The sequence below is a fragment of the Paraclostridium tenue genome (assembly GCF_039521565.1).
GTDB lineage: Bacteria > Bacillota > Clostridia > Peptostreptococcales > Peptostreptococcaceae > Paraclostridium > Paraclostridium tenue.
In genome coordinates this window covers 36688-62267 of sequence record NZ_BAAACP010000014.1, presented here as the reverse complement: position 1 = coordinate 62267, position 25580 = coordinate 36688, and the positions used below count along the sequence as shown (strand labels likewise).

Annotated in this window: 29 protein-coding genes; all 29 read right to left on the bottom strand. The window is 28.5% G+C overall.

Annotation, left to right across the window (positions count from 1 at the left end):
* Positions 1-9 precede the first annotated feature (9 nt).
* The gene (locus ABFX13_RS11355) at positions 10-552 is read right to left on the bottom strand and encodes a F0F1 ATP synthase subunit delta (protein ID WP_346046044.1); all 543 of its coding nucleotides are present in this window, start codon (positions 550-552) and stop codon (positions 10-12) included.
* Entirely contained in the window at positions 549-1052 is a 504-nt protein-coding gene (gene atpF / locus ABFX13_RS11350) for a F0F1 ATP synthase subunit B (RefSeq protein ID WP_147547729.1), read from the bottom strand. Before atpF ends, ABFX13_RS11355 begins: the two co-directional genes overlap by 4 nt.
* Positions 1053-1138: 86 nt before the next feature.
* Complete coding sequence (gene atpE / locus ABFX13_RS11345) at positions 1139-1393, bottom strand: ATP synthase F0 subunit C (RefSeq protein WP_346046042.1); 255 nt, start codon at positions 1391-1393, stop codon at positions 1139-1141.
* Between the two features lie 58 nt (positions 1394-1451).
* On the bottom strand, positions 1452-2153 hold the full coding sequence (gene atpB, locus ABFX13_RS11340) for a F0F1 ATP synthase subunit A (protein WP_147547734.1): 702 nt from the start codon (positions 2151-2153) through the stop codon (positions 1452-1454).
* A gap of 2 nt (positions 2154-2155) precedes the next feature.
* Positions 2156-2545, bottom strand: a complete 390-nt coding sequence (locus ABFX13_RS11335; RefSeq protein WP_346046039.1) for an ATP synthase subunit I — start codon at positions 2543-2545, stop codon at positions 2156-2158.
* A 4-nt stretch (positions 2546-2549) separates the two neighbouring features.
* The gene (locus ABFX13_RS11330) at positions 2550-2777 is read right to left on the bottom strand and encodes an AtpZ/AtpI family protein (RefSeq protein ID WP_147547738.1); all 228 of its coding nucleotides are present in this window, start codon (positions 2775-2777) and stop codon (positions 2550-2552) included.
* Between the two features lie 587 nt (positions 2778-3364).
* A complete protein-coding gene (upp, locus tag ABFX13_RS11325; RefSeq protein ID WP_187527913.1) occupies positions 3365-3994 on the bottom strand; it encodes a uracil phosphoribosyltransferase in 630 nt (209 codons plus the stop codon).
* 12 nt (positions 3995-4006) lie between these two features.
* Positions 4007-4453 carry a ribose 5-phosphate isomerase B gene (gene rpiB / locus ABFX13_RS11320; protein WP_346046035.1) on the bottom strand — a complete coding sequence of 149 codons (447 nt, stop codon included), beginning with the start codon at positions 4451-4453 and terminating at the stop codon, positions 4007-4009.
* Between the two features lie 114 nt (positions 4454-4567).
* Positions 4568-5608, bottom strand: a complete 1041-nt coding sequence (locus tag ABFX13_RS11315) for an L-threonylcarbamoyladenylate synthase (protein WP_487047215.1) — start codon at positions 5606-5608, stop codon at positions 4568-4570.
* 28 nt (positions 5609-5636) lie between these two features.
* On the bottom strand, positions 5637-6314 hold the full coding sequence (locus ABFX13_RS11310) for a ZIP family metal transporter (protein WP_346046030.1): 678 nt from the start codon (positions 6312-6314) through the stop codon (positions 5637-5639).
* Positions 6315-6451: 137 nt separating this feature from the next.
* Positions 6452-7516: a peptide chain release factor 1 gene (gene prfA, locus ABFX13_RS11305; protein ID WP_147547747.1), complete on the bottom strand. Its 1065-nt coding sequence runs from the start codon at positions 7514-7516 to the stop codon at positions 6452-6454.
* A 43-nt stretch (positions 7517-7559) separates the two neighbouring features.
* Positions 7560-8411 (bottom strand): peptide chain release factor N(5)-glutamine methyltransferase, encoded by an 852-nt coding sequence (gene prmC / locus ABFX13_RS11300; RefSeq protein WP_346046028.1) that lies wholly within the window; start codon positions 8409-8411, stop codon positions 7560-7562.
* Between the two features lie 14 nt (positions 8412-8425).
* Positions 8426-9325, bottom strand: coding sequence for a DUF1385 domain-containing protein (locus tag ABFX13_RS11295; RefSeq protein WP_346046025.1), 900 nt, complete (start codon positions 9323-9325; stop codon positions 8426-8428).
* A gap of 87 nt (positions 9326-9412) precedes the next feature.
* The gene (locus ABFX13_RS11290; RefSeq protein WP_187006811.1) at positions 9413-9988 is read right to left on the bottom strand and encodes a thymidine kinase; all 576 of its coding nucleotides are present in this window, start codon (positions 9986-9988) and stop codon (positions 9413-9415) included.
* A gap of 57 nt (positions 9989-10045) precedes the next feature.
* Positions 10046-10246, bottom strand: coding sequence for a 50S ribosomal protein L31 (gene rpmE / locus ABFX13_RS11285; RefSeq protein ID WP_025161269.1), 201 nt, complete (start codon positions 10244-10246; stop codon positions 10046-10048).
* A 113-nt stretch (positions 10247-10359) separates the two neighbouring features.
* Positions 10360-11796: a transcription termination factor Rho gene (gene rho, locus ABFX13_RS11280; RefSeq protein ID WP_346046077.1), complete on the bottom strand. Its 1437-nt coding sequence runs from the start codon at positions 11794-11796 to the stop codon at positions 10360-10362.
* Between the two features lie 198 nt (positions 11797-11994).
* Complete coding sequence (gene glpX, locus ABFX13_RS11275) at positions 11995-12993, bottom strand: class II fructose-bisphosphatase (RefSeq protein WP_346046021.1); 999 nt, start codon at positions 12991-12993, stop codon at positions 11995-11997.
* Positions 12994-13150: 157 nt separating this feature from the next.
* The gene (fsa, locus tag ABFX13_RS11270; protein WP_346046018.1) at positions 13151-13798 is read right to left on the bottom strand and encodes a fructose-6-phosphate aldolase; all 648 of its coding nucleotides are present in this window, start codon (positions 13796-13798) and stop codon (positions 13151-13153) included.
* Positions 13799-14060: 262 nt separating this feature from the next.
* Positions 14061-15962, bottom strand: a complete 1902-nt coding sequence (gene pepF / locus ABFX13_RS11265) for an oligoendopeptidase F (protein ID WP_428833877.1) — start codon at positions 15960-15962, stop codon at positions 14061-14063.
* 439 nt (positions 15963-16401) lie between these two features.
* Positions 16402-18768 (bottom strand): stage II sporulation protein E, encoded by a 2367-nt coding sequence (spoIIE, locus tag ABFX13_RS11260; RefSeq protein ID WP_346046016.1) that lies wholly within the window; start codon positions 18766-18768, stop codon positions 16402-16404.
* 91 nt (positions 18769-18859) lie between these two features.
* Positions 18860-19780 carry a Ppx/GppA phosphatase family protein gene (locus ABFX13_RS11255; RefSeq protein WP_346046014.1) on the bottom strand — a complete coding sequence of 307 codons (921 nt, stop codon included), beginning with the start codon at positions 19778-19780 and terminating at the stop codon, positions 18860-18862.
* 53 nt (positions 19781-19833) lie between these two features.
* Positions 19834-20133, bottom strand: coding sequence for an FtsB family cell division protein (locus tag ABFX13_RS11250; RefSeq protein ID WP_346046012.1), 300 nt, complete (start codon positions 20131-20133; stop codon positions 19834-19836).
* Between the two features lie 13 nt (positions 20134-20146).
* Positions 20147-20641 (bottom strand): spore cortex biosynthesis protein YabQ, encoded by a 495-nt coding sequence (gene yabQ, locus ABFX13_RS11245; protein WP_346046010.1) that lies wholly within the window; start codon positions 20639-20641, stop codon positions 20147-20149.
* Positions 20641-20895, bottom strand: coding sequence for a sporulation protein YabP (yabP, locus tag ABFX13_RS11240; RefSeq protein ID WP_346046008.1), 255 nt, complete (start codon positions 20893-20895; stop codon positions 20641-20643). The genes yabQ and yabP overlap by 1 nt, the downstream gene beginning before the upstream one ends.
* Positions 20896-20958: 63 nt before the next feature.
* A complete protein-coding gene (locus tag ABFX13_RS11235; protein ID WP_346046006.1) occupies positions 20959-21201 on the bottom strand; it encodes an RNA-binding S4 domain-containing protein in 243 nt (80 codons plus the stop codon).
* 62 nt (positions 21202-21263) lie between these two features.
* Entirely contained in the window at positions 21264-21542 is a 279-nt protein-coding gene (locus ABFX13_RS11230; RefSeq protein ID WP_147547760.1) for an HU family DNA-binding protein, read from the bottom strand.
* An 86-nt stretch (positions 21543-21628) separates the two neighbouring features.
* On the bottom strand, positions 21629-23080 hold the full coding sequence (gene yabN / locus ABFX13_RS11225; protein WP_346046003.1) for a bifunctional methyltransferase/pyrophosphohydrolase YabN: 1452 nt from the start codon (positions 23078-23080) through the stop codon (positions 21629-21631).
* An 83-nt stretch (positions 23081-23163) separates the two neighbouring features.
* Entirely contained in the window at positions 23164-24789 is a 1626-nt protein-coding gene (locus ABFX13_RS11220; protein ID WP_346046001.1) for a putative polysaccharide biosynthesis protein, read from the bottom strand.
* A gap of 118 nt (positions 24790-24907) precedes the next feature.
* Positions 24908-25447: a stage V sporulation T C-terminal domain-containing protein gene (locus tag ABFX13_RS11215; protein WP_346046072.1), complete on the bottom strand. Its 540-nt coding sequence runs from the start codon at positions 25445-25447 to the stop codon at positions 24908-24910.
* Positions 25448-25580 lie beyond the last annotated feature (133 nt).

Below are 25580 nucleotides of genomic sequence, written 5' to 3'. Positions count from 1 at the left end.
ACCGCCCTCCTAAGATATTACTTGAGATAGTTGTTCTTTCATTTTATCTAAACGATTCTTAACTGTTCCATCTATCTCTTCGTTTCCAAGTCTAACTAGTACTCCTCCTAATATAGACTTATCTACTTCATTTTGTAAAACAACTGTTTTATTGTACTTAGCTGAAAGTTTAGCTTGAAGTTCATTAACTTCGCCTTCGTTCATAGGAACTGCTGTTATAGCAACTCCCTCTAAGATATTATTTTTGTCATTTAATAAAGCTTTAAAAGCTTCTTCCATATTAGCTAATAAATTTAATCTGTCTTTATCAGCTAATATTTTCATGAAATTTAACATTTCATTATTTAATTTTGATCCAAATATATTAGTTATTAAAGTCTTTTTCTCTTCTTTTGATACAATCGGAGATTTTAATATATTTGAAAACTCTTTATTTACATTTATTATATCTACTACAGCCTTTAGCTCATTATATAGCTTTTCAGTTGAGTTTGATTCTTCTCCAACTTGGAATAAGGCTTCAGCGTATCTGCTAGCAATTATATTTATCATTGAGCCTCGCCTACCTCTTTTATAAAGTCATTTATTAGCTTTTCATGCTTAGACTTATCTAGGTCACTTTCTATAACCTTAGATGCTGCAAGTAAAGCTATTGAAGATATATCATCTTTAACTTCGTTCATAACTTTTTGTCTTTCTTGTGCTATATCTTTACTAGCTTTTTCTTTTATGCTTGTAGCTTCGTTTTTAGCTGTAGATACTATTTCCTCTGACTTTTGTTCTGCTCTTAAAGTAGCTTGTTTTATTATTTCTTGTCCTTGTTCTTTAGCAGAACTTAACTTTTCTTCGTATTCTTTTTTGAATTCTTCACCCTCAGCTTTAGTTCTTTCTCCTTGAGCTAAGTTTGTTTGAATTTCTTTTTCTCTTGCTTCTATTATCCCTAAAACAGGTTTAAATAAAAGTTTCTTTAAAATTACAAACACTAAGAATGTATTTATTAATTGGAATATAAGTTCATAAGATACTCCAATTAGTGGTTTTAATTCAAACATCCTTATTCCTCCTTTCTACTAATCACAATTCGTAATTAGGAGATGGTCTCCCACCTCCTAGTTATGATGACTTAACTTTAATTTTCTTATAATTTTCCTATGAATGGATTAGCGAATAGAAGTATTATAGATACAACTAAACCATATATTGCTGAAGACTCTGCAACTGCAGCTCCTAGTAACATTGTTTGAGTTATTTCACCTTTTGCTTCTGGTTGGTTACCAACTGCCTCAGCAGCTTTACCTGCAGCGAATCCTTGTCCTATTCCTGCTCCTATACCTGTTGCAACTGCGATACCTGCTCCTATAGCTGAGCCTGCTAATAATATAGCTGTTTCCATGATTGTTTCCTCCTTAAATTTAATTACTTTTTATATTATTTTTTTATTAACATATCAATTACTCTGTAGCACTTGATACAAATACCATTGTAAGCATTATAAATATGAACGCTTGTAGTAACCCTGCAAACATATCAAAGTATAAATGTAGTGGCACTGGTATTATTAATTGTCCAAAAGGTATATTTATTCCTGTTAATGACGTTGATACAAATCCTAAGAATTGATATAACAATGCCATTATAACAGATCCACCTAATATGTTACCGAATGGACGGAAACTTAATGATATAGGTTTTGCTAATTCACCTATTATATTAAGTGGTAACATGAATGGTATTGGCTCCATTAATTCTTTAAATGTTGCCATACCCTTCTTCTTAACACCTGCATAATAAATCATAAAGAATGTTATTAATGCCCATGCTAAAGTAGTGTCTAAATCTGTTGTAGGTGATCTAAATCCTAATAGTCCTATAAGGTTTGACACTGCAAAGAATAGGAATAAACTTCCTAAATATGGTACCATAAAAGGTAATTCTTTTATTGCAGCTGGTCCCATGGTAGTTTTTACAAACTTATCAAATCCACCTACTGCGATTTCTAAAAATACTTGTACTTTACTAGTTGGAACCTTTTTTAAGTTTCTAGTTAATAAGTAAGATGCTAAAGCAAGACCTGCTAGTATTAACCAACTTACTATAACAGTATCACTTAGTTTAAAGTTCCCAAGATATAGAATAAATCTAGCTTGACTCACAGCTACGCCTCCTTTCTTTTAAGTTTGTCTATTACTATTGTTTTTCCTAATATAGCAAACTTAGTGCTCAATAAGCCTATGGCAGTTCCAATAATATTTATATGTGGTGATTTTGCAGAAACAAATAATACCACCCCTACTATAAACATCCTTATTATGTACCTACTCGTAGAGTAGATTTGAGCTTTAGTAGGAGGATATGTTACTGATTTTTGTAATGATATAGCTAGCAATCTAAAATTTAGCATTGCTATTATACTTCCAAACAAAAGACCTGTAAGCATTTCCTTTGGAGAATTTGACAAAAAAATAATTAGAATAGCTGCGATTAAATCAATTATGACCATACCTTTAATTACCCATCTTACTTGACTTCTTAAAGTATTATTCATTTAATCACTTCCTTTTAGCATATACAATTAGAGTTTTGTAAACTCCACTAAAGGCTCCACCAATTCCTAATACTAAAAATACCAGCAATAAGAACGGACTTGTCCCAAATTTATCATCTAAGTACTTTCCTATAAACGCACAACCTAAAATAGGTATTATTATCATTAATCCTACTTGGCTGATTAAGGAAAGCATACTAAGAGCTTGCATATATTTTCTAGTTTTATCCATAAATAGTATACCTCATCGTAATGGTTTGTCTTCACTTCAAGTAATTAATATGTATCTAATATTTTTTTGTTCGAAACGTTGAATATTTCAATTCCAAATTATATTTTACTATTATATTTCTTTTAAAAATTTTTATCAATACCAAATAAAGATTTTTAAATTTCAGTTTTTTCATTTTTATTTGAAATTTGAATAAATGTTTTTGAATTATTCAAAATATTCATTTTATAAAATTATCTAATTTTATAAATCTAAATTACAATTTCATATTAATATAATCTTCATTATATTAGTATTTATGCATACTTTCACATACAAAATATATATTATATTTTCATTGTATACTTATAAAAATTTTATTTTCATTGTATACAGTATATATTAATTTTATACCTTTTATGAATATTTTTCTACAAATAATTACATTTTTTTTAAATAAATTTTAATAAATTTTATAATAAATTTTATAATAATTATTAAAATTTAATTATCTTTATAATTTAAATTAGTATTTCATAAAAATTTAAACCTTTTTATAAATATTTAAAAAGGTATCTATATGTTTTATAGATACCTTTTATTCTTAATTACTTAGTGCCGAATAATCTATCTCCAGCATCTCCTAATCCAGGAACTATATATCCATGATCATTTAATTTCTCATCTATACTTGCTACGTATATATCTACATCTGGATGATATTTATGAACTTCTGCTATTCCTTCTGGAGAGGCTACTAGATTAACTAATTTTATAATTTTAGCTCCATCTCTTTTTAATACATCTATAGCAGCAATAGCTGATCCTCCAGTTGCTAACATCGGGTCAACTACTATCATTTCTCTTTCATGTATATCTTGTGGGAATTTACTATAATATTCTACTGGTTGTAAAGTTTCAGGATCTCTATATAATCCTACATGCCCAACTTTAGCTGCTGGAACTAAGTTTACAAGTCCATCTACCATTCCTAGACCTGCTCTTAATATGGGTACTATACCTAATTTTTTACCTGCTATAACTTTAGCTTTGGTTTTAACTACTGGAGTTTCTATCTCTATCTCTTCTAGAGGTAACTCTCTTGTTATTTCATATCCCATCAGCATTGTTATTTCTGTTAAAAGTTCTCTAAAATCTTTAGATCCTGTATTTTTATCCCTCATTAAAGTTAACTTATGTTGTATTAATGGATGATCTGCAACTACTACTTTATTCATTGTATAAGCCTCCTAATTATTTTGTTCTATGTCATTTAACATATTAACTCTTCTTAAATGTCTTTCACCTTCAAACTCAGTGTTTAACCATGCATCAACTATTTCTAATGCCAAACCTTTTCCTATAACTCTCTCTCCTAAAGACAGCATGTTTGCATTGTTATGAGCTTTTGACATTTTAGCAGAGAATGTATCCGAAACAACGGCACATCTAATTCCTTTTACTTTATTCGCTGCTAATGATATTCCTATACCAGTTCCACAGCATAATATGCCATAATCTGCATCTTTGCTAATAACAGCCTTAGCAACTTTTTCACCATATATTGGATAATCTACTGAATCTACTCCATTTTCAGTTCCAAAGTCTATAACTTCAATTCCTTTTGAAGCTAAGTGTTTTTTAATTTCTTCTTTTAAATTGTATCCACCGTGATCACTACCTAAACCTATTTTCATAGTCCTAATACCTCCAATAATTTGTATGAATAGATTTATACTTAATTTTATATTATACTAAACTTTTACATTTTTCGCATCATTTTTGTTTAATTTTTTACATAATTTAAAACTTTATACTTCTATTACTTTATATCCAGCAGATTTCATTAGTCTATTCATTATAGCTCGTCCTACTCCAGTATTAGAAAAAGCTTCTGAATATATTACATCTATACCTTTTTTGTCCATTTCTATTAATGAATTAAACAAGTTACTTCCAACTTCTTCAAGATTATTTCCTAGCCCTATAACTTGACCTTTATACTTATTTATATTTTTATTTTTACAAATCACTCCACACTTTAAGTTCTTTGCTTCTTGTTCTTCTATCAAGCTATTTATTTTATTTATTACATTTTCTTCTTCTCCACTTACTATATATACATCACCATTAGGAGAATAATGCGTATACTTCATTCCAGGCGCTTTAGCTTTTTTTATATCTGCTTTCCCTTCTATAGACGGATCAATAAGAACTTCACCAACTAAAACTTCCATTTGTTCTTTAGTTATACTTCCAGGTCTTAAAATCATCGGCTTTTCAGATGTCATATCTACAACCGTAGATTCTAAACCAAAGTCACAGTCTCCACCAACTATAATTCCAGAAACTCTTCCATTCATTTCTTCACAAACATGCTCACCTTTAGTTGGAGAAGGTCTCCCTGATATATTAGCAGACGGAGCAGCTATAGGAACTCCAGATTGTCTTATAATTTCTCTAGCAATAGGATGTGATGGCATTCTTATAGCTACTGTATCTAACCCTCCACTTGTTCTTTGAGGAACTATATCTTTTTTCTTAAATATCATTGTTAATGGCCCTGGCCAAAATTCATCCATTAATTTTTTCGCTTGTTCACTTATATCTGTTGCTAGTGAATTAATTTCATTTTCATTATATATATGTACAATTAAAGGATTGTCACTAGGTCTTCCCTTAGCCTCATATATTTTCTTTACAGCTTCTTCATCTAAAGCATTAGCACCTAAACCATAAACTGTTTCAGTAGGAAATATTACTGTTTTTCCTTTTGCTAATAAATCAGCATGTTTTTTTATTTCTTCCTTATCTATATTAAGTTCATCTATATTACTTATTAATGTCTTTATCATTAGTATACCTTCCTTCCATATTAGTTTATATATAGCTTACTATCAAAATCCCAACTAAAAAACCTATTATAGAATACATAGATTTAGTTGTTGGAAATATTTCTTCTAAAACTACATACATCATTGTTCCTGCTGCTATAGCTAGAAAAACCCCTATTAAAGAAGTACACATATCAGCAAAATATGCACCTAAAAAACTTCCTATTCCCATAGGAATACCTGCAATTATAGTTAACAATATAACTTTAACAGTGCTCATCTTACTCCCGACTAAACTTAATGCCATAGCCAACCCTTCAGGTATATTATGTATACCAATTACAATAGCTAGTGCTAATCCTAAATTCTCTGTAGCTATAAATGAAGAACCTATAGCCAAGCCTTCAGGTAAATTATGTAGCAATATGCTTAAAAATATTAGGTATCCAGAATTAAGGTCAGATTTAACTTCTAGTCTGTTTTTTATTAACATTGTAGCTATAGCTCCAATAAATACAAATATAATCGTACTAAAAACCCCTACCTCTGACATGGATTCTTTAAGAAGATCAAATACCACTACAGCTAGCATTATTCCTCCAGAAATACCCATGCAAAAACTTAAATACCTATTAACATTTTTTCTAAAAACAGTAGATATAATACCACCTATACCTGTGCCTATAACGCCAGATATAAGTCCTATCAATGTTATTTCAAGCAATATGACTCCCCCCTAGTATTATTGAACTTGTTCTAATTTTATGTACAACAAATTATCATTATTCCAATACTAGAGAATAAGCATTTTTACTTACAAAAAATCCCTATCTTGGTAATAGGGATTTTTTATTATTTAAATTATAAAGCCATCATTTTCTCAGTTTGATCTACAGTTATTAGCGCATCTATCATTTCAGTTAAATCTCCATCTAAGAATGCATCTAATTTATATAATGTTAAGTTTATTCTATGATCACTTACTCTTCCTTGTGGGAAATTGTAAGTTCTTATTCTTTCAGATCTATCCCCTGTACCAACCTGACTCTTTCTTTCTGCTGATATTTCTTTATTTTGTTCAGCTACTGCTTTATCGTATAATCTAGCTTTTAATATTTTTAAAGCTTGTTCTTTATTTTTTAATTGAGATTTTCCATCTTGACAAGATACAACTTCTCCTGTTGGTATATGTGTAACCCTTACTGCAGAGTCAGTAGTGTTAACACTTTGTCCACCATTTCCTGAAGAACGGAAAACATCTATTCTTAAGTCATTTGGATTTATTTCTACTTCAACATCTTCTACCTCTGGTAATACTGCAACTGTAGCAGTTGATGTATGTATTCTTCCTCCAGACTCAGTAGATGGTATTCTTTGAACCCTGTGAACTCCTGATTCATATTTAAGAACTGAGTATGCACCTTTACCTTTTATCATGAAAGATACTTCTTTGTATCCACCAACACCAGTTTCACTAGCACTTAATAGCTCAACTTTCCATCTCTTTCTTTCTGCATATCTACAATACATTCTAAATAAATCTCCAGCAAATAGAGCTGCTTCATCTCCTCCAGCTCCACCTCTGATTTCAACTATAACGTTTTTATCATCGTTAGGGTCCTTAGGTAATAATAATATTTTTAATTCAGCTTCTATCGGCTCTACTTTATCTTCCATTTCTGATAATTCCATTTTAGCTAATTCTCTTAGTTCTTCATCTGATTCTTCTTGTAAAATAGATTTTGATTCCGCTATACTATTCATTACATCTTTGTATTCTCTGAACTTCATTATTATTGGTTCTAATTCAGCATGTTCTTTTATAAACTTTTGCCAAACTTTTTGATCATTTATTATTTCCGGATCAGCTATTTTTTCGCTTAGTTCTTTATATTTATCTTCTAGTACTTCTAATTTATTTAGCATACTTTTCACCTCTTTATTTGTAACATATCAATAGTTGATTATATCATAGTTTAAAACCTATAACAACTCTATCAATTCCTTGTAAATCTTTCTTAGTGTATATTTTCTCATATCCATAAGATCTCATAATGTCAGAAACATCTTTAGCTTGATCATGACCAACTTCAAAAGCTAATATACCTTCTTTCTTTAGGTAATTTACAGATTGCTCCGTTATAGCTCTGTAAAAATCTAATCCATCTTCTCCACCTTCAAGTGCTATATACGGTTCATAATCCTTAACTTGTGTATGAAGAGTTTTTATATCTTCTTTTCTTATATATGGAGGATTTGAAACTATTATATCAAGCATTAAACCTTTATCCTCTATTCCTGTAAATATATCAGACTTTATAAAATCAATTTTATCTTCAACTCCATTACTTACAGCATTTTGTTTTCCTATACTCAAAGCTTTCTCTGATATATCTAGTGAATATATATGACATCCTTTAATATATTTCGCTAAGCTGACACTTATAGCCCCTGAACCAGTTCCTATATCTACTATTGATAAATTTTCCCTGTTATTTGCAAGTTCTATAACCTCTTCTACTAGTGGTTCTGTGTCCGGTCTAGGAATTAACACTCCTTCTTCTACATAAAAATCTAATCCCATAAACTCTCTGTTATTAACTATATAAGCTATTGGTCTTCCATTCAATCTATCTTCCATCATTTTGTTAAAATTAACTAACTCTTCATTATTAAGTTTTTTATCTAAATTTAATTGTATATATAACCTATCTACATTTCCAAGAGCTTTTTGAAGTAAGATTTCTGTATCTAATTTTGGAGTATCACTTATATCTGATAGCTTTTCCATATATTTAATTAATATTTCTCTTATTGTCATATTTTTCTCCTTTATTACTCTATAACAGCTTTCAATGCTTTTAGCGCTACTTCTAATTGCTTATCATCTGGTTCTTTAGTAGTAAATTTTTGTAACATCATACCTGGATAAGCAACAAATCTAGTCAATTTATTATTATATTTCCCAAGCAATTTTATAATTTCATACGAAATTCCTGCTACGACAGGAACACATATAATTCTCATAATTATCCTTATTATAGGATTTGGCCATCCAAAAAATGAAAATAATATTATAGATGTAAACATAACAATAAATAAAAAATTAGTTCCACATCTAGGGTGTAATGTAGTAAATTTTCTAGCATTCTCTACAGTAAGTTCCAAGTCATTTTCATAACAATAAATAGATTTATGTTCTGCGCCGTGATATTCAAATACTCTTTGAATATCTTTATTTCTTGATATTAAAGCTATATAAATAAATAAAATACATAGCCTGGTGATACCTTCTATTAAGTTAAGTGCTAATTTATTTTCTATTAATTTTGAAAATAACCCTCCTATAATAGTAGGTGTAATTACAAATAACAATGTGGCCAATGATAATCCTAAAATCAAAGCAATTATTATTAATACATCACCAGCTTTATCTTTAAATATTTTATTTATAATTCTATCAAAAGCCCCTTCTTCACTTTCATCATCTTCTAAAAAAAATTCGGACGAAAAATTCATACTTTTTATACCTTCTATCATTGTTTCTATTAATATAAAAGCTCCTCTTACAAAAGGGATCTTATCTATATTTTTATCAGATATCCAGCTTTTTATTTTCTTTTTTTCTACTATAATCTCACCGTCATTTTTTCTAACAGCTATTGCCCTCTTATTCTTAGATTGCATCATAACTCCTTCTATGACAGCTTGGCCTCCCACAGCTTGTTTTTTCATCTCTTCACCTCAATTTATAATATCATATATATAATATTACTATACAGATAAAGAAAAAACACCTAAAAGGTGTTTACTATCTAAATATTATTTTTTGACTACATGACACTTTCTACATCTAGCTTCATAACTTTCAACAGCTCCAACTTGAATTATCGGCTCATCATATTTAGCTGGCTCTCCATTTATAAGTCTTTGAGATCTTGTTGCCGGTTGCCCGCAAACAGAACATATAGCTTGTATTTTATCTACAAATTCTGCTACTGCTAATAATCTTGGAGTTGGTCCAAAAGGTTCCCCTTTAAAATCCATATCTAATCCTGCTGCTATAACTCTTATTCCTTTATCAGCTAATTCAATAGCCATGTCTACTATTTTATCATCAAAAAATTGTACTTCATCTATCCCCACAACTTGTGTATCTTCATTTATATATTTGTTAATCTCAGATGAATCTTTTATAGGAATAGCATTTATAGTGTATCCACTATGAGATACTACATCTTCCTTGCTATATCTATCATCTATAACAGGTTTAAAAACAACAACATTTTGCTTTGCAATTTTAGCTCTTTTTAACCTTCTTATAAGTTCCTCGCTTTTTCCACTATACATAGGCCCTATAACAACTTCTATGTATCCATGATTAATAGGTCTATACATCCTTAATCCTCCTATATAAATAAAATAGGAGTTGGCAAGCCAACTCCGTATTTACTATTAGTCGATTTTGAATCTCTTCTTGAACTTGTCGATTCTTCCACCAGCTTCTATATTCTTTTGCTTTCCAGTATAGAAAGGATGGCATTCTGAACATATCTCAACTTTTATTTCATCTTTAGTTGATCCTGCTACGAATGTGTTACCACAAGCACAACGTACTTCAACTTCTTGGTATTTTGGTTGTATATCTTTTTGCATATTTGTCACCTCTTCTCCTTACTTTTCGAAATTAATTATATTAACTTTTCGTTTTTCATCATTCAACTACACCATTATAACATAAGATTATTTAGCGTTCAAGAGTTTTCTAATTAGTTTAAAGCCTCTTTTACATACTTTATAAACGCGTCATTATCTTTAGTTCTTCTTAGTATTTCTAATACTTTATCAGTAACTTCATAAACTGAATTATTACTCATTTCTTTTCTTAATTTCCAAAGTGCAGCTTTTTCTTCTTCTGTTAATAATAAATCTTCTCTTCTAGTACCAGATTTATATATATCAACAGCTGGGAATACTCTCTTTTCAGCTAATTTTCTATCTAGATGAAGTTCCATATTACCTGTTCCTTTAAATTCTTCAAATATAACATCATCCATTCTAGAACCAGTTTCAACTAAAGCTGTAGCTAATATTGTAAGTGATCCACCTTGTCTTATATTTCTAGCAGCACCAAAGAATTTTTTTGGTCCATGAAGAGCTCCTGGATCTAAACCTCCAGATAACGTTCTTCCAGTAGGTGATATACTTAAATTGTAAGCTCTTGCAAGTCTAGTAATACTATCTAATAATATCACAACATCTTTTCCATGTTCAACTAATCTTTGAGCTCTATTTAAAACCATTTCCGCAACTTTAACATGATGACTAGAAACTTGGTCAAATGTAGAATAAATTACATCAGCATCTATAGATTCTTGCATATCAGTAACTTCCTCTGGTCTTTCATCTATAAGAAGGACTATAAGTTCTACTTCAGGATGATTTTTAACTATACTATTTGCTACACTTTTTAAAAGTATAGTTTTACCAGCCTTAGGCGGAGCAACAATTAATCCTCTTTGTCCTTTACCTATTGGAGATATTAAATCTATCAATCTTGTAGATATTTCATTTTGATATTTTTCTAATTTAAGTTTTTCTTCTGGGTATATAGGTGTAAGAGTTTCAAACGCTCTTCTTTTTGTAGCTGTTTCAGGATGTTCATCATTTATTCTTTGTACATATAATAATGCCCTAAACTTTTCACCACTTTTTGGATGCCTAGTTATACCTTTGACTTTATCTCCTGTTTTCATATTAAATCTTCTGATTTGAGATGGAGACACATATACATCATGTTCTGTAGATAAGTAGTTAGGTCCTCTTAAAAAACCAAATCCATCTGGTAATATTTCTAATACTCCCATTACTTCATCATCTTTAGACGTGTTAAACTCATCTACAATCTTAGCTTCATCAACTTCTTTTACACTATAAGAATTTCTATTAAAGCTTTGATTGTGTCTTTGATTTCTATTTTCATAGGTTTTATTTTCTGGCTTATTTACACTAGGTTTTTGTTCACTTTTAATTTCTTCTTGTTTTTCTGCTTCTTTATTATTATCTATCATATTTTTATTTTTATACTCGCTTATTATTTGTATTAACTCATTCTTTTTATACTTACTTATAGACTTAATCCCTAGTTCCTTAGCTAATTCTTTTAATTGCACTAGAGTCATATCTTTTAAATTATCTAAATTCATATCTTTTATATTCAAAAAAACCCTCCTATTCCATAATACAATTACAGTTTTTATTCGGAAATTAAAGGCGTGCAAATGAAAAGTTTCCAGTATTTGTACTAAATAATTAACTTTAATATTATCACTATTTATGCATTATGGTCAATAAATAAAAAAATAAAACTACTCATACAAAATAGTTTTATTTTTATGATAATTCTATCTACTATATTTACCCATTAAATCCGTTAATATATCATTTTTATCTACTGAATGTATAGCATCAACAAATCTTATAGTTCCTGTTTTTGCTCTCATCACAACCGAGTTAGTTGTTAATCTATCATTTCCTAAACTAACAACTCCTTTTAATAAATCTCCATCAGTTATACCAGTAGCAGCGAAGAAAAGTTCATCGCCTTTTGCTAAATCTTCTAGTGATAATACCTTATCTATATCAGCATCTGTTAATCCCATTTCATGACATCTTACTCTCTCTGAATCACTTAAAGGATATATCTGAGCTTGCATATCTCCACCCATACATTTTATAGCAGCTGCCGTTATAACACCTTCAGGTCCTCCACCTATTCCCATAAGCATATCTATACCAGTATCATCAAAGCAAGTTGCTATTCCTGCAGCAACATCTCCATCTCCAAACATTTTTATTCTAGTACCAAGTTTTCTAGCTGCTTCAAATATGTAATTATGTCTTTGTCTATCTTGTACTGTTATAGTCATTTCTGTAGTTTTTTTGTTTAATGCTTTTGCAACGTTTTTTATGTTTTCTTCAACACTTGCATTTAAATCTATACATCCTTTTGCCTTAGGACCAACTATAATCTTTTTCATATATGTATCAGGGGCTTTAAGTAAACTTCCTTTTTTACCCATAGCTATTACAGATATAACATTAGGTAGTCCTTTTGCTATTAATGTAGTACCATCTAAAGGATCTACTGCTATATCAACTTTCATACTGTCTTCAGTTGCCATACCAACTTTTTCACCTATATATAGCATAGGAGCTTCATCCAATTCACCTTCTCCTATTACAACTTCACCATCTATCTTCACAGTTTCAAATGCTCGTCTCATAGCTTCTACAGCTGCACCATCTGCACCGTTTTTATCACCTCTACCCATAAACTGCGAAGAAACTAAAGCTGCTGCTTCTGTAACTCTAACTAACTCCAATGCTAAATTTCTGTCCATAAAATTCATCTCCCCTAATTCGTTAATCTTTAATAAAATTATATATCACATTTAATAAATAGTAAATATTTATAGACATCAAAATAATAATTAGTATACTATATAGATTTTTATAAGCATAAAAAAGACGATAATTCGTAAATTATCGTCTTTTTTATTAGTTTTTAGGTACACTTTCCCAATCTTTTAAGAATTTATCTATACCTATATCTGTCATAGGATGACCTAACATTTGCTTAAATACTTTATATGGAATAGTAGATATATCAGCTCCAGCTTTAGCTGATGTTAAAACATGTTGAGGATGTCTTATACTAGCTGATATTATTTCTGTTTCTATACCATGTATATTGAATATTTCAGCAACTTCTTCTATTAACATTATTCCTTCTTGTCCTATATCATCTAATCTTCCAACAAAAGGACTTACATATGAAGCTCCAGCTTTAGCTGCAAGTAAAGCTTGATTTGCTGAGAATATTAAAGTTACATTAGTTTTTATACCTTTTTTTGATAAAGCTGCTACAGCTTTTAATCCTTCTGCACACATAGGTATTTTTATAACTATATTTTTATGTATTTTACTTAATTCTTCACCTTCTTTTATCATTCCTTCACTGTCCATAGAAATGACTTCTGCAGATATAGGGCCATCTACTATTTCTGTTATTTCCTTTACTACATTTTCAAAAACTCTACCTTCTTTTGCTATTAAAGATGGATTTGTTGTTACTCCATCTATAACTCCCCATGAGTTGATTTCTTTTATTTCATCTACATTTGCAGTATCTATAAATAGTTTCATACTATCATACCTCCTTAAATTTACATTCCTATAAATAAACTTACTACACTAGCAACACTAGAAAGTACTAACGTTCCTATAATAGCTAAAGCTATCACTCTAGTAGTTTTTTTATCATTAACCTTTGCCATGCTATCACCTCATTAATAATTTACATTATATATTTTTATTCGTATATTACACAGCAGATTTCAATATTAAAAGCCCTTCTCTGTAAGGGCCCTTAATATATTCTACCACTATTTATAAATTCCTTCTATTGTTAATTTTCTAATAATCTTTCTAATTCCATAACTAGCTTATTAAATTTATCTGTCGTTTTTTCTATCGGCTTCTTACTATATAAATTTATACCACTTTCTTTTAGTAACTCTATAGGGTAATTTGACCCTCCTTTTTTAAGAAAATCTAAGTAATTATCAGCTCCATTACTTAATATATCTTGTGAAAATGCTATAGCTGCACTACAACCCGTAGCGTACTTATATACATAAAAACTATTATAGAAATGTGGTATCTTTGACCAACCTACCTTTGACAATTGATCTACATTAAAATCTTCTCCATAGTATTTTTTTAATAAATCACCCCATATATCATTTAATACTAAAACATTCACAGTTTCTTTTTTTTCTAATTTAGAATGTATTTGATTCTCAAATTCTGCATACATAGTTTGTACAAATAATGTATTTTTTATTAAATCTAAATATTGAGTTATATAATAAGCTTTTTCTTTATCATTTTGAGAATTTTTTATTAACATCTCATAAAGTAACGACTCATTTGTTATAGATGCAACTTCATGTGTAAATATACTAGGTTTTGAGTTTAAGTAATTCTGATTTTTAGCACTCATGTATCCATAAACCGCATGTCCTAACTCATGTGCTAAAGTAGATACCGAATCCAAATTCCCACTATAATTAGTCAGTATATATGGATGAGTATCATATAATGATAAACAATATGCTCCACTAACTTTATTATCATTTGAATAAACATCTATCCATCTTTCATTAAAAGCTTTATAAATCACATCTCCATACTCTTTCCCTAATGGGTTTAAAGCAGAATATATCATGCCTTGAGCCTTGTCATATGAAATATTTTCATCTACAGGATTTACTATCGGTGTATACATATCATATGAGCACACCTTATCTAAATTTAAAACTTTTTTCCTTAAACTAACGTATTTATGCAATGTTTTTAAGTTTTTATTAACTGTACTTATTAATTCATCATAAACTTTAGTATCTATATTATCACCTGACATATACATCTCTCTTGAGCTTTTATATCCTCTAGCATTTGAATAAAATATATTTTTTTTGACCTGACCTATAAATAACCCTGATAACATATTTATATTGTCATTGTATAATAAAGATTCACTTTCAAAAGCTTTTTTTCTCGTTTCTCTATCTTCACTTTCTAGTGCCAAAGAATATTGTGATGGATTTAATGATGATTTTTTATCCATATTTACAAAAAGTTCATATACATCTTTAGGCAATGTTGAAATATCACTTACCCCATTTAATAATTCCTCTTCATTAGCCTTAAGGTAGTGTTTTTTATTTCTCCTTATATCACTTAAATATATTTTGTACTTACCCGATATTTTTTTATTTTTTGTAATATCCTTAAATTCCTTATCTGAAAGCTTTAATATTTCTAATTCTAAATCAGAGCAAATAGAGCTATATCCTTTATATATTTCATCTAGTTTTTTCTCCATACTATTAAATTCATATGATCTTTTATTAATATCTTTATTTAAAGATATGTACGAATATAATTTTTCAATTTCTGAATCTAAATTCTCTTTTATATTTAATGCGTACAATAAATGTTTAGACGATTTAGTGACTTTCCCCAAATAATTTTTAAGTTCTCTAGTCCCTTTGCTAAAGCTTTTTAAACTTTTTTCCCATTCAGAATTACTTTTATATAAATCTCCTAAATTCCAAGATGTATACTTAGTTTTTTTCTTAACTTCTTCTTTAGGTTTTTCTTCTTCAATAGTATCATTCATTGTTTCAGTTATCTTTTCATTAACTATTTTTATACTTTTATCAATCTCTTTTTTCAGAGCAATAGTCGAAAATAATATAACAACAATTACAATTGTTATGATTTTATAAATATTTTTCCCCATAAAAAGCCATCCTTTCACTAAGTTTATTAGTATTAGGATGGCTTTTTGTATATATATTATTCAACTTTACCAAAATAAGTATTTTTTAAGTTATCAACACAGTTATCAACATATTAACATCTATTTCATTGCATAAAACTTGCATTTTTCAATATTTATACAGCATAATCAATCTCATTTATATGTTTTTTATATAAGTTATCAACATTTTATACTAAGTTATAAACATTTTTTTCTTTTTTTTATGTTAAACTGTTAATATTTTTTAGCTATTATAAACTTATAATCTTAAACTTTATATATTATATATAAATCAATTTTATACAATATTGTCGAATATTGTAATTTCAACGATTTTTTTCATATTTTTCATAATTTTATATCCACAACTTATTCACATATAGTCCACATTTTGTGTATAAGTTGTGGATTTATTACTTTAATGTTTATAAACCTTAGAAACTAATACTGTCATATCATCATATATATTATTATTTTGTATATCCAACGCTCTATTTAAAATTTCATTTGATATATCTTTCGGATTAGATGTGTCCAGATTTTTAAGGAAATATATAAGCCAATTATCACCTAAGTTTTTATTTTTTCCTGCATCTATAATTCCATCTGAAACCATAATTATATAATCCCCATCTTTTATCTTTCTAGTATCTCTTTCTATGTTAACATCAGATAAAATACCCACAGGTAATGATGCTGTTGATATTAAATCTATATCTCCATTACTTCTTTTTATATAAGTTGAACATGCTCCCATTTTTATAGTATTTAATATACCTTTATTTAAATCTACAATACCTAAATCCAAAGTAGAAAACATTTCATCAGAAGATTTAAGCATTAATATGTTATTTATAGTATCAATCACTATCTCTTCATCTATTTTTGAATCCATCATTTTTTCTAATATATCTATAGTTATTGATGATTCCTCATAAGCTTTTTTACCTTTTCCCATTCCATCACTTATTGCCATCATGTATTTTCCTTCTGATATTTCCATATATGTATAATTATCTCCAGATATAATATATCCATCTTTTGACATATTAGAAACTTCTGTTACAACTTTATATTCTTGTCTTTTAGATAATTTTATTTTGCAACTATCTCCTAAACATGTGCAACCTACTTTGTTAACATCCATGTCCTGTCCTACTACACCCGATACAACTCCAGCTATTTTTCTTTCACATAAACTACCATCTCTACATGTTTCTTTTTCTATTAAAATTTCAAAATCATTAACATCTTTAGATATATAATTTAATTTTTTTACACTTATATTATTCCTATCAAGTTCAACTAGTATATTTTTTTCCATTTCCATATCAAATCTTATATCTCTATCCAACTCCATAGCCATGCATTCAATTGACTTAGACATATATCTTATTTGTTTTGCTACTAGCTTTCTATTTTCTGCAAACTTCTGTTGCCAACTATAATCTAAAGCAAACATTTTATAATAACAATTAGAAGTTTTTACAATACTCTCTGGCTTTATACAATCTTTTTTAAAATCACTAGGTATATTATCAAGTTGAATTTCTCCACTTTCCTCTAGACATTCTAATATTCTATTCATCATTGTATATGTATAATTAAACCTAGTTTCCCAACACCTTCTTTTCATCCCACAATTTTTGCATTCATCGCTATACACCATATCTATAATATGTGCTATATCTTTTTGATCTAATATTTTTTCTTTCTCCCTTATCCTATCAAATGTGTTAGCTAAATCTGAATATGTTTTATACATTCCTCTTAATCTATTGTTAGTTATTTCTCTACTTCTAGATAAATAATCCTCTATGCCATCACTTAATCCACCATTACCCTTAAAAAACTTCTCTATTTTTTTAAAAAATTCTTCTGGTATAAGCATAACTAATATACTTGCTATGAATATATCTCTAATCTCCATTATATTTGAACCCGCTCCAGATGTATAAATATATATCAAACTCCATCCTACTATATATCCTGCTATACTTAAATATTTATTAACTTTATTAAATCCTCCTGAAATTAAACCTGCAAATGAATAAATACCCATATACATACTAGATGTTATATTATTTATAAAATATACTAACCCTATTATTACTCCACTAGAAGCTCCTAATGCAGCTCCACCTGTTATAGATAATATTAATATTGTCATAGTTGATAAAATATTTCTAATGGATATTCCTATTATAGATACATCCCCTATACCCATTATGCTAAAAGTTATAATTATAGTTAAAGCAACAATTTCTTCGCTAGAGGCGACTTTTCTAGAAGCCCTTTTATTTATAATTGAAACCCCATAAGAAAAAATGTATATGCTAACAAACATTAATATACATTCAACTAATGATATACTTAAATTATATATATAATTTCCAAATATTACGGCTTGTCCAATAGATAACGGCATTATTATAAGCATACCTATTATAGAAATTTTATTTATAGATTTTATGTTTTTTATATTATTTGATAAAAAATGCATAATAATTACACACATTGAATATTTTATAATATTAGATGTTTGATTGAATGAAAGTAGTATACCAGCTAAAGTAGATATAAAAACTGGTAGTCTATATTTATCTAGCTTTGACACACATAAGAAAAATGCAACACCTAAAGGTGCTATATTATCTACTACCATAGCTCTACTAAGTAAAAATCCAATTAAACATAAAATTATTGTATTAGAATCTGATAAGTTAATTTTCATATTATTTTTTAAATCAATTTTTCTATTGCTAAATACCACACTTCTTTCCATAAAAAAACCTCCCCTTGTTATTTTCATATTGAAATTGTAACAAAGGAGAGATATCTTTTTTGTCATAATCAGTAGCTAGTCCATGATAATATTAAGACATTTTTTTTGCTTTATGACATAATAATCCTTCCAAATTATCGTATTCACTTACTATAATATTTTGTTTTTCTAATTTTTTCATTATTATATTTAATATTGTTACACCAGCTGTTATAATATCTGCTCTTTTAGGTTGAAGACCTTTTAATGTTTTTTTATCACTTAGTGTCATGTTTTTTAAATTTTGTAAAATAATATCTAATTCTTTTTGATTTATTTGACTTCCATGAATTTTTTCCATAGAGTAAGTCTCTAGTTCTTGATTCATTGCAGAAACAGATGTAATTGTTCCTCCAATTCCAACAATAGACTTTATTTCTTTATTCTTTAGTATGTTTAAAGTATCGCTTATAGTACTGGATATAAATTTTTTCATAATTTCAAACTCTTCGTTACATATAGGATCTTCTTTTAAAAATTTTTCTGTCATTCTCAATGCCCCAACATTTTCACTCTTTGAAAATTCTATACCATTATTTCCTCCTAAAATAAACTCTGTAGATCCTCCACCTATATCTATTACTAATACTTCTTCACTCTCTTCTAATCCTTGTAAAACTCCCATAAAGCCTAAATTAGATTCTTCTTGCCCACTTATTATTTCAACATCTATGCCCACTTCATTTTTAGCTAAATTTATAAATTCTAACTTATTATTGCTATCTCTTAGTGCAGATGTTCCTATGCAATATAAATGCTCACACCCTTTTTTATATGCTAGTTCTGAAAAATCTTTTAATGCCTTTATATTTCTTTTTATAGCATCTTCCGTTATATAACCTTTACTATCTACTCCCTGACCTATTCTAGTTGTATTTATAAATTTTTCTCTATTAAGTAACCTTCCATCTATATAATCAGCTATTAATAACCTCATAGAATTCGTTCCTATATCTATAGCGCCTATTTTCATTAACTTGTCCTCCTATTAAAGCTTTAAATTTAGATATAAATAAAGGAAGTATCTTAATTACTTCCTCTATTTATGTCTAAATATATTATTTCATTTGGTTTAACCATTTTCAACTTTTTCCTAGCAATCTCTTCTATGTATTTATCATTATCTATTTTCTTTTTAGCTTCTTTTAAACTCTTTATTTCTTTCTCTGTATTCTTTATTTCATCCTTTAAACAAATTATATCGTTTTTATATTTAGCTGACTTAATAATTTGAGTTGCAACTCCTCCTATAAGTGATATCCCAACTAAACATAAAAACATACCAACTACAATATATTGCCCTATAAATTTTTTTCTTTTGTTCATAATCTCCCCCCCCCTACGATTTACTTTTAACCTTTTTTAACTTACCTGATTTAACTTGTATAAACTTTAAAATATTCATTACTAAATTAGGTATATAAAATATAGTATCAAATAAAAAATGTATTGAGTAGATTATAACGTAATACAAATTCACCGAAATCTTGCATATGTATACCAAAATTTGTTTTATAGTATTTATAACAAAGCCTATCAACTTGTTTAAAACCTTTAAAACAATTTTACTTAATGTATTATAGTAAATAAAAAATCCTATAAATAAGGCAATAAAATGATAATATCTTAAATCAAAGGATTCTATAACATTTACAGTTATAAAAACAAGCCCTGTAACAATTATCCAAAATAATATATCGTAGAATAGAGAGAAAATTTTAATTGCATTAAAATTTTTCTTACAAGCTCTGTATAGATCAAATAATACTCCTATAAATATGCCACCGTATATTGTAGCAAAAAAAGCACCTAAATCTTGTGTGAATGGTATCATTATTTAAATAATTTCTTAAAGAAGCTTTCTTGAGGGTCTTTGGATTTACTATAACATAAACCATCTATTGTACCTGTTATAGTAATAACTTTCTCGTCTATACTAAGCTTACTCATATCTAAATTTTCTCCATCCACAACCATCTCTCCACAAGTAGTTCGTATTGCTACCTTTTTATCATCAAATGAGTATATATGCTCTACTCCAGAAATAGTTAAACTTGACCTATTCTTTAACTCTATACTGTGTTCCATAATATCCCTCCATATTCAATGTTTATAATAACCTAATATAAATATACGAGGGATATTATGAATTTATTCTATTATCTCGAACATTTCTTTTGCATCATTTTTTAATACATGTTCTTTTATTTCTCTTATCTTAAATTTCATTAATTTCTCACCAAATTGAATTTCAAGTAAATCTCCTACATTTACTTCTGATGATGATTTTGCTATTTTTCCGTTTATAGTTACAATCCCCTTATCACAAGCTTCTTTAGCAACTGTTCTTCTTTTTATGATTCTTGAAACTTTTAAGAATTTATCTAATCTCATATTTTTAATCCTCCTTATACACAAAAAGTGTGGAATATCCACACTTTTAAATATAAATAAAATTATCCATTTATTATATCTTTTAATCCCTTTCCAGCTTTGAAAACTGGTGCTTTAGAAGCTGGTATATCTATAACTTCTTCTGGGTTTCTTGGGTTTCTTCCTTGTCTTGCTGCTCTTTCTCTAGTTTCGAAAGTTCCAAATCCTACTAATTGAACTTTTTCACCTTCTACTAATGCTTCTTCTACAGACTTCATGAAAGCATTTAATGCTGCTTCCGCTTCCTTCTTTGTTAATTCACTTTTTTCTGCCATTTTTGCTACTAATTCAGCCTTGTTCACGGTTCTTACCTCCTAAAAGTTTATATTATAGAATTTTATACTAGATATTAAATAAAATTCTAGATTTTTAACGAAATACCTTTTATTTACTGCTTATTTTTGGATTTATTCCACAAATCATCCATTTCTTCTAATGTCATATCTTCTAAATTCTTATTTAAACTTATAGCACTATTTTCTATAAACTCAAATCTATTTATGAATTTTTCAGTAGTTAGATTCAATGCTTCTTCTGGATTTATATCTAAAAATCTAGCAAGGTTGACTATCGAGAATAGTAAGTCTCCTAGTTCTTCCTTTATGTATTTTATATTTCCTTGTTTGTGTTCGTCAAGTAATTCTTTATATTCTTCTACAATTTTTTTAAATACATCTTCTATATTATCCCAGTCAAACCCTACTAAAGACGCCTTATATTGCACTTTTTTAGCTTTTGTTAAAGCTGGTAAACTAGGTGGAATTCTTCTTAAACCTTCTGTTACTGTAGTTTCACCTTTTTCTTCTTTTTTTAAATCTTCCCATTTTTTGTCATATGTATTCATATCTACAGTTTCATTTTTAAATACATGTGGATGTCTAAATACTAATTTTTCACAAACTGTTTTTATTACTTCTTTTAAATCAAAATATCCTTCTTCTTTGCCTATTTGAGAATGGAATACTACATGAAGTAATATATCTCCTAATTCTTCTATCATCTCGTCAATATCATCATTGTCTATAGCTTGTGCTAATTCATAAGCTTCTTCAATTATATGAGCTTTAAGAGATTTATGAGTCTGCTTTTGATCCCATTCGCATCCATCTTTCCCTCTTAATCTTTCCACTATATCTTCTAAATCTTTTACTTTATTGTACGTAATCTTATCAGACTTTGGTATATATAAACTAGTAAGATAGTCAAAGTCATTTTCATTTCTATCTAATTCATATAACTTAACATATTTCTTACTTTCTAGATTTTTAACACCTGCTGCTTTTACTATACATACTTCTTGCTCATCATCATAATACTCCATAAGTGATAATTTTACATTTGAAGCTATGAATCTATCATAAATTTGAGTTATTATCATGCTAGTATTCGTATCTATATAGCTATTTTCAATTTCAAATGCATCGACTAATTTAAATCCTTCTGATGGATCAACTTCTAAGTAGTTAAACATGGCATCTACAAAGCTCATAGAAGCTATTGTCTCTATCTCTATACCTTTTGTATTAGCAATACTACTGATAATACTTACAGTCTTTTCTGCGACCCTAGGATGACCAGGAACTACATATACAAGATCTCCTTTATTAGCTTCTTCTATAATAAAATTAGATATTTTATTATAGACATTATCAAAATCTTCATCTTCATTATAAAAATAATCTAATGACGTATATTTTATTTCATCTTTTAAATTATCCATTATAGGATGTTTTTCTGTTCTTAAGAATATTCTAGAATTATTTTTTAAAGCATCTAAAGCACCTTTACTTATTAAAGAATATTCTCCAGGTCCAAGACCTACTATAGTTATTTTTCCCATATAAAAAGCTCCTTCTTGTTGTAAAAATAAAGGAAATTACCCTATATAAGTATTTCCTTTATTTGCATATATGTATACATATATTACTTCATAATTTTTAATTTTGTAAGAACTTTATATACTTTATCTCCTTTAGGCATACTTAGTAATTCCTCTTTCTTTATACCACCTAAAGTAAATGTAGCCAATATATAAACTATCGCTCCAATTGCTATGGCTATTATAGTAGATAAAGTATTGCCTAATATTCCTATTGTAAATGTATAGCTTAATTTAACTGCTATAAACATAGTAATTACTATTACCAATGGCTTTATAAAAAATTCTTTCTTTGATAACTTCATTCTCATTGCCTTTTTTATGTAAACTAATTCAAGGATACTAGCTACAAAATAAGCTGTTAAAGTCCCTAATGCAGATCCTATAACATTTATTTGTGGTATAGCTGTCAATGTATAACTTATAACCACTTTAAATACCATACCTATAACTAAACATATCACTGGAACCATTGGTTTTCCCATACCTTGAAGTATTCCATTTAAACTTTGTATTAATCCTAAAAATACTATACAAGGAGCAAGAACTAATAGTATAGTCCCTACTGTAGCTGGTTCTCCAGGAAATAAAAGTTTCATTATAGGATGTGCTAATGATGCTATTCCAAAGGCTGCTGGTAAAACAATCATTAGTGTTATCTTTATAGCACTCTTAGTTTCTTTTATTGCTTTAATTCTATTTCCTACTGCATAAGCTTGAGATATAGCCGGAACTAAGCTCATACTCATAGCTACAGTTATAACAGATGGTAAGTTGATTATAGCCATAGCCATTCCAGTTAATTGTCCAAACATTACATTTGCTTGAGTTTGGGTAAATCCAGCTTCAATTAACCGTCTTATAACAATAACGTTATCTATCATATTTACAAGTGGCATAACAGACGCTCCTATAGTTATAGGAACAGCTACTACCAGTAACTTTTTCAGTATTCTAGCTATATTTTCTTCTTTAAATTTTTTACTTATTTTTATTTCTCTTTTTATAGTTTTTAATTTAACTAAATAAGCAATTATTAAATATATAATTGATGCTATAGCACCTATAGTAGCACCCATTATTGCTCCTGCCGCACCTTGTTCTGGCCCAGGGTTTGCACCCCACTTATACATAAGAAAGTATGCAAGAGTTATCCCTAAAACTACTCTAAAAAGTTGTTCACTTATTTGAGAAATAGCTATTTGAGTCATTTCTCTTCTTCCTTGGAAGTATCCTCTATAAGAAGACATAACTGGAACAAATAAAAGAGCTGGTGATATTGCTAGCATAGCATATTTAGCTCCAGGGTTTTCCATTATATCATTTACTATAAAATCTGCTCCAAAGAAAAATATACAAAATGCTATAAATCCAGTTATAGCTAATACGGTATAAGATACCTTAAATACCTTATGTGCCCCCTTATAATCACCTATTGCCATCTTCTCTGATACTAATTTCGCTAAAGCTGTTGGAAACCCTGCTGTCGCTAAAGTTAAAAACAAAGTATACACAGGATATGCGGCTTGGTAATAACCCATACCCTCTGCCCCAATTAAATTCCCAAGAGGTATCCTAAAAAATGCTCCAATTATCTTAACAAGTATTCCTGCTAACCCCAGTATCAAAGCACCTTTCAAGAACGAATCTTTCCCATTACTATTACCCATAAATACCCCCCATATCATGTTATATAACAAATTCTAATATAACATATATGCTATTATGGATTCAATATATTCCCATATAAACATTAAAAGACCCTAACAAACGTGGGTCTTTTAAAAATTATTGAACTTGCTTTCCTAAAAAATTAGCGGCTACCTTTAGTATTTTTTCATCACTTTCATTTAATTGTACTTTGTCTTTAGATACTAAACATATTGATCCTATACAATCACCTGAAAAACTTATTATAGGTATTATTATTTGAGATGTGTATTTCATAGGATCATCTGCATTTAAACACACTAATTTATTATCTTTAACATGAATAGATTCTCTCTTTTTCATAAGAGATTCTAATTCTTTACTTATACTTTTTTGCTTATAATATTTATTAGGTAATTTAGATACAGCTATTATTGAATCTAAATCTGTAACTACAACTCCATGACCAAGTGTTTCCCCTAAAGCTTCTGCATACTCTTGTGAAAATTCATTAAGCTCTCCTATTTGAGAATATTTTTTTAATATCACTTCTCCATTATCTGCAGTAAAAATTTCTAAAGGATCTCCTTCTCTAATTCTTAATGTCTTTCTTACTTCTTTAGGAATAACAACTCTTCCAAGATCATCTATTCTTCTAACTATTCCTGTAGCTTTCATATTAGATGAATCTTTTGATTTATTTTTACTCATAGGATCTCCTCCTTTTAATGTCATGTAATAGACATAAATATATCATATAAACTTCACAAATTTCAATAATTTAGGATAATTACCAATTAATGCTAAAAAG

What these genes read in the sequence shown, in the direction of transcription:
- fsa (WP_346046018.1), bottom strand. Translation starts at nt 13,798, where the DNA reads ATGAAACTATTTATAGATACTGCAAATGTAGATGAAATAAAAGAAATC.
- yabN (WP_346046003.1), bottom strand. Translation starts at nt 23,080, where the DNA reads ATGGGAAAAATAACTATAGTAGGTCTTGGACCTGGAGAATATTCTTTA.
- prmC (WP_346046028.1), bottom strand. Translation starts at nt 8,411, where the DNA reads ATGACAATAAGAGAAATATTAATTAAATATATGGAAAAGCTATCAGAT.
- atpE (WP_346046042.1), bottom strand. Translation starts at nt 1,393, where the DNA reads ATGGAAACAGCTATATTATTAGCAGGCTCAGCTATAGGAGCAGGTATC.
- ABFX13_RS11215 (WP_346046072.1), bottom strand. Translation starts at nt 25,447, where the DNA reads ATGAAAGCTACAGGAATAGTTAGAAGAATAGATGATCTTGGAAGAGTT.
- spoIIE (WP_346046016.1), bottom strand. Translation starts at nt 18,768, where the DNA reads ATGGAAAGAAGTGTGGTATTTAGCAATAGAAAAATTGATTTAAAAAAT.
- ABFX13_RS11220 (WP_346046001.1), bottom strand. Translation starts at nt 24,789, where the DNA reads ATGGGTAATAGTAATGGGAAAGATTCGTTCTTGAAAGGTGCTTTGATA.
- atpF (WP_147547729.1), bottom strand. Translation starts at nt 1,052, where the DNA reads ATGTTTGAATTAAAACCACTAATTGGAGTATCTTATGAACTTATATTC.
- yabP (WP_346046008.1), bottom strand. Translation starts at nt 20,895, where the DNA reads ATGGAACACAGTATAGAGTTAAAGAATAGGTCAAGTTTAACTATTTCT.
- pepF (WP_428833877.1), bottom strand. Translation starts at nt 15,962, where the DNA reads ATGGGGAAAAATATTTATAAAATCATAACAATTGTAATTGTTGTTATA.
- ABFX13_RS11295 (WP_346046025.1), bottom strand. Translation starts at nt 9,325, where the DNA reads ATGAAAAAACAAGCTGTGGGAGGCCAAGCTGTCATAGAAGGAGTTATG.
- glpX (WP_346046021.1), bottom strand. Translation starts at nt 12,993, where the DNA reads ATGGACAGAAATTTAGCATTGGAGTTAGTTAGAGTTACAGAAGCAGCA.
- upp (WP_187527913.1), bottom strand. Translation starts at nt 3,994, where the DNA reads ATGAATAAAGTAGTAGTTGCAGATCATCCATTAATACAACATAAGTTA.
- ABFX13_RS11250 (WP_346046012.1), bottom strand. Translation starts at nt 20,133, where the DNA reads ATGAACAAAAGAAAAAAATTTATAGGGCAATATATTGTAGTTGGTATG.
- rho (WP_346046077.1), bottom strand. Translation starts at nt 11,796, where the DNA reads ATGAATTTAGATAATTTAAAAGATATGACTCTAGTGCAATTAAAAGAA.
- ABFX13_RS11235 (WP_346046006.1), bottom strand. Translation starts at nt 21,201, where the DNA reads ATGAGATTAGATAAATTCTTAAAAGTTTCAAGAATCATAAAAAGAAGA.
- rpmE (WP_025161269.1), bottom strand. Translation starts at nt 10,246, where the DNA reads ATGCAAAAAGATATACAACCAAAATACCAAGAAGTTGAAGTACGTTGT.
- ABFX13_RS11255 (WP_346046014.1), bottom strand. Translation starts at nt 19,780, where the DNA reads ATGAAAATAGGCGCTATAGATATAGGAACGAATTCTATGAGGTTATTA.
- yabQ (WP_346046010.1), bottom strand. Translation starts at nt 20,641, where the DNA reads ATGATACCATTCACACAAGATTTAGGTGCTTTTTTTGCTACAATATAC.
- ABFX13_RS11290 (WP_187006811.1), bottom strand. Translation starts at nt 9,988, where the DNA reads ATGTATAGACCTATTAATCATGGATACATAGAAGTTGTTATAGGGCCT.
- ABFX13_RS11335 (WP_346046039.1), bottom strand. Translation starts at nt 2,545, where the DNA reads ATGAATAATACTTTAAGAAGTCAAGTAAGATGGGTAATTAAAGGTATG.
- rpiB (WP_346046035.1), bottom strand. Translation starts at nt 4,453, where the DNA reads ATGAAAATAGGTTTAGGTAGTGATCACGGTGGATACAATTTAAAAGAA.
- ABFX13_RS11330 (WP_147547738.1), bottom strand. Translation starts at nt 2,777, where the DNA reads ATGGATAAAACTAGAAAATATATGCAAGCTCTTAGTATGCTTTCCTTA.
- ABFX13_RS11355 (WP_346046044.1), bottom strand. Translation starts at nt 552, where the DNA reads ATGATAAATATAATTGCTAGCAGATACGCTGAAGCCTTATTCCAAGTT.
- prfA (WP_147547747.1), bottom strand. Translation starts at nt 7,516, where the DNA reads ATGCTAAATAAATTAGAAGTACTAGAAGATAAATATAAAGAACTAAGC.